Source organism: uncultured Polaribacter sp. (assembly GCF_947500975.1).
In the GTDB taxonomy this organism is placed as follows: domain Bacteria; phylum Bacteroidota; class Bacteroidia; order Flavobacteriales; family Flavobacteriaceae; genus Polaribacter.
Genome location: NZ_CANMUE010000077.1, coordinates 1 through 232, shown reverse-complemented (window position 1 = coordinate 232; position 232 = coordinate 1). Strand labels below are relative to the sequence as shown.

Genomic DNA, 232 nt, shown 5'->3' with positions numbered 1-232 from the left:
ATACTTTTAATATTTTAACACCTACAAGTGCCTCTTCTGATTTTGAAAACTTTGTTATTGAAAAAAAAAATGATACAATTCAGTTATATATTTGGAGATATACTTATGTTGGAAACTCAGAAGATTATCCTTTTACAATTAGTCGATTAAATGTAGATAGTAAAGTACTTAATAATGCTAATATAGAATACAAAAGTAATAATTATTACTCAAAATATCAATCTATTTTCTA

General features: G+C 22.4%; 1 protein-coding gene. It reads left to right on the top strand.

What is annotated here, in order from left to right; translation table 11 throughout:
- A partial coding sequence (locus Q0733_RS13075; protein ID WP_298782789.1) for a hypothetical protein occupies positions 1-232 on the top strand: 232 nt, incomplete at both ends.